We start from the raw sequence: 3,377 nt of genomic DNA, 5'->3' as shown, positions 1-3,377 counted from the left end.
TTAACAAGCACTTAGAACAACTGTTTAAAAAACTACAAGTCGACAATCGAACCTCGGCGGCGGCGATGGCGATTCAGTGCCTGCAAAAGCGCTTGGGTACGTCGCCCTAAGCGGCTAGGGAAACACAAACGACCTAAGCTATTGACAACCACCCCAAACACATCTAGCGTCGCAGTATTCTTATAGCTTATTTCACTTTTCCTGCAACATAAAATAAGTCATTTTCGCAGTATTGCCATGAATGGAACAACTTTCTAGATCTGATCGCGCCGTAATCAGTGCGCCTGTTGTGTACGCCACCAGAATCATTGATTTTACAAAATCCATATTCGGATCATCATCTCTAAATGCTAGTCGATTGGAGATAGTACAATCGCAATCTGTAGGCTTATCGAAATCTACAAATATATACCCATCGTGATAACGGTGAGCCTGCATTACTTTCGCGCCGACAACCCCGCAACTTAGTGCGATATTTGAAATTAACAAAAAGAGAAAAATAAAATACTTCATAAGCATCCCTACATTGAGAAAAAATGTTATCTAGATATTAGATCATCACCACAAACAAACTGAAAATTCTAACGTATAACGGGCGGCACTGCGCCAATACGAGCGGTTTATACACTGCACATAACACTGCCCAAGCCCTTTTATCATCAAACCAACGCTTTCAGCTCGTTGCGATGTAAGTAACAAAGTCAGTCTAACTCTTCATTGGGACTTGTCCCCTATTGTCCTAGGGTTTTAAAAAAGCGACAAAATAGAGACAAAGAATCAACCTTTTTTTCAAATACTCTGCCCCCTTGATTCACAACTTTTTAATTGGGGTCTGTCCCCCATTGTTACTTCTATGATGAATCGAAACTCTTTGCCTGAGTTTGACAAAGCTGATTAGCCAGCAAAGGCTGGAAAACCACCAAGCCTAATGGCCCAGGTGGTGCACTTACGGGTTGAATCCGGCTGACGTTCGGTCGTATTTGGAAGCCCAACAAACAACGTTCCTATCCATAGAATAAACAGTATCTATGTCGATTAACTTTGCACGATCATACTTCAGTACAACCCACCCAGATACTCGCACATTTTGACCTCCACATTGATCCACCAACTCATTATTAATAGACTTATCCTGCACCAAGATTGCGCCATTGAATTCCAACTTTTTTGCTGTGAGAGCATCTTTGTACAATAAGCTTTCACCATCATATTGAAAAAAACCTTCTACTTTAATAGTTTTCCCCTCAAAGTATTTCGGGTGGTCAACTATCTCATCGTACAAGCTTTGATTCTTCTGTGAACACGCAACTTCAATTACAACAATTAACAAAAGCATAGGAAAAAACGCTAAAACTTTAAAACTCATAAGTTTCATACTCTCCACTTCCATCAAAAAAAATATGTACTTTTAGCTGATGGGCTTGTTACAAACACAGGGGCTTCCACTTTCCTAGAAAGAGCACTATATCGTTCTACCAAGCCTTCGTTTGTTATATACCTATCGTCCTTGTATCGATCTAAAGAAATTGCCAGCGCTTTAACACTTTCGGAGGCAGGCGGCCGCCCTGAACCTCCAAAAAATATCCTCTTAAATTCATCAGCCATTGAAGGACTATCCAGTGGCTGCAGTGCACCGCCAAAAGCGCCAATATCAGTCAGCCCCCTTACGTGGTTTTCACTGGGAGAGCCATCAACATAATAAACTCCATCTTCCTGCCGAATCACAGTGCCAGCACTTATATTCTCTTCCGAACCATTGACATACCCTTGCGCATCACTTAATCCTTGTGAAACAGCCCGATTAAAATTCTCCTTTTGTGCATGAGATTATTTATAGTTTCTTGTAGGCTAAATCTTGAATTTCCATGTTATCCAATAAGACGCCAAATTCCTCGAAACTCATATTTATGACCCGGCCTTCAATCAAGCGAACGATTATGTAGTCTCCCTTCCCAGCCGAGTCTTTATCATCAATTTTAAAAACCAGCCTCGAAGATTGACCAGTACAGGAAAAGTTCACCGCTATCAACGAGATCCCTTCCAATAACTGATCAATACTCGATATGTATTTCAATAACCTAGTTGTAATTTCCTCATTTGGTGTACCGTGTTTTTTCATTTCTTGAGAGAGATAACGCAGATTGAAATATCTTGCTGTATTCGCTTCAACTTCGGTTATTTGACCAATATAATCTTGGAAAAAATAAACGTTAGACTCGCAATCAGTACCTCCGCCTCCAGCATTTACATTCAGCCCCAAAGTGGTTAGAAAAAAAACTAAAACTGCTATCAACTTAATCATTAGCAACCCTCAAAATTTCTAGCCATGCATTGTTCAACGTAATTCGTTGACCCAGATCGGTATTGCTGCCCCGCTCTGCCAGCTCTTGCTTGTATTATGTAATGCACAGGATCTATGTTGATAGAGCCACTAAAGCTAGCGAAGTGCTTACCTACATCGTAACCCAAAAACTATTCGAATAATGGAGTTTCCAAGAAAGGGAGGTCGATGAAAAGTCACTCAATGTAAACTGAGCACCTTTAATATCAACACCTAAAGACGTGAGTTTTGTACCTAATCCGGAAAACTGACCCTCGCCTTTAACAAAGCCATACGTGCCAGAAATTTTTCCATCCTGATCAAATGAAACTGATGCAGCTCCGAGGTCCACACTGAGTTCAACACCTCCCGACGACAACTTGCCCTTGATGTAATCGTTCAACTCCACCTCAACCTCACCTTTCAATAGATCAGGTTTCACCTTATATGCAAATTAAAGAGCCATTAAAACTGCGTATCTAGATTTAGATAGTTTTATCAAGGAAACACTTCCTTCCGATAGGCTCCAGATGAAGTGATTCTTATGCGAACCAATCTGTGGTTCACCATAAGCCAGCGAGTAGAATTTTTTTAATGACTCAAACTTCGATTCGGCTATTGGAACAGAAACTTTCACAACTACGCCATTAGCGGTACAACTATTAAACTCTAATTCAATATACTCATTTTTACTCAAATAAAATGGAAAGACCTTACTTGCCTCAGCACCATCAATGACCACAACAGAGCGATCGATATCAGAAAAGCAATCCTCAGTAAAATCAACGACGCTTTTTATATGCTGTTTCTGAACGCCCAACAGCACTTGAGATTTATAGTGATCCTCCCCAGCAGATACTGACGATATAAATAAAAACACGAAGTAAAATACAACTAGTCGTCTGAGCATCATTTATTCTCCTGGCCTAATAGTCACGGTTCCAGTGGAATTTGGTGTTCCCCACTAAAAGTAGACACCCCACTTATGCAGCAATAGCTGCTTTCGCTTCAAACTCAACAGGGCTAACCCCATCGTTTGCAGAATGCCTTCTTTTTC

Annotated in this window: 6 protein-coding genes; all 6 read right to left on the bottom strand. The window is 40.7% G+C overall.

Annotation, left to right across the window (positions count from 1 at the left end; genetic code table 11):
* Window positions 1-192: 192 nt before the first annotated feature.
* The 6 genes from IDZ20_RS04825 to IDZ20_RS04800 all read right to left on the bottom strand — a co-directional run bounded on the left by IDZ20_RS04825 (window position 193) and on the right by IDZ20_RS04800 (window position 3,233).
* Complete coding sequence (locus IDZ20_RS04825; RefSeq protein WP_188150304.1) at window positions 193-513, bottom strand: hypothetical protein; 321 nt, start codon at window positions 511-513, stop codon at window positions 193-195.
* Between the two features lie 433 nt (window positions 514-946).
* A complete protein-coding gene (locus IDZ20_RS04820) occupies window positions 947-1,375 on the bottom strand; it encodes a hypothetical protein (RefSeq protein ID WP_188150303.1) in 429 nt (142 codons plus the stop codon).
* A gap of 14 nt (window positions 1,376-1,389) precedes the next feature.
* Window positions 1,390-1,725, bottom strand: a complete 336-nt coding sequence (locus IDZ20_RS04815; RefSeq protein WP_188150302.1) for a hypothetical protein — start codon at window positions 1,723-1,725, stop codon at window positions 1,390-1,392.
* Between the two features lie 106 nt (window positions 1,726-1,831).
* Window positions 1,832-2,302, bottom strand: coding sequence for a hypothetical protein (locus IDZ20_RS04810; RefSeq protein ID WP_188150301.1), 471 nt, complete (start codon window positions 2,300-2,302; stop codon window positions 1,832-1,834).
* A 151-nt stretch (window positions 2,303-2,453) separates the two neighbouring features.
* Window positions 2,454-2,747: a hypothetical protein gene (locus tag IDZ20_RS04805; protein WP_188150300.1), complete on the bottom strand. Its 294-nt coding sequence runs from the start codon at window positions 2,745-2,747 to the stop codon at window positions 2,454-2,456.
* Between the two features lie 27 nt (window positions 2,748-2,774).
* Window positions 2,775-3,233: a hypothetical protein gene (locus IDZ20_RS04800; protein WP_188150299.1), complete on the bottom strand. Its 459-nt coding sequence runs from the start codon at window positions 3,231-3,233 to the stop codon at window positions 2,775-2,777.
* Window positions 3,234-3,377 lie beyond the last annotated feature (144 nt).

This window comes from Teredinibacter waterburyi (assembly GCF_001922985.1).
GTDB classification, from domain to species: Bacteria; Pseudomonadota; Gammaproteobacteria; order Pseudomonadales; family Cellvibrionaceae; genus Teredinibacter; species Teredinibacter waterburyi.
Note: the sequence above shows the minus strand (reverse complement) of the source record. Positions and strands in the feature narration are given on the sequence as shown.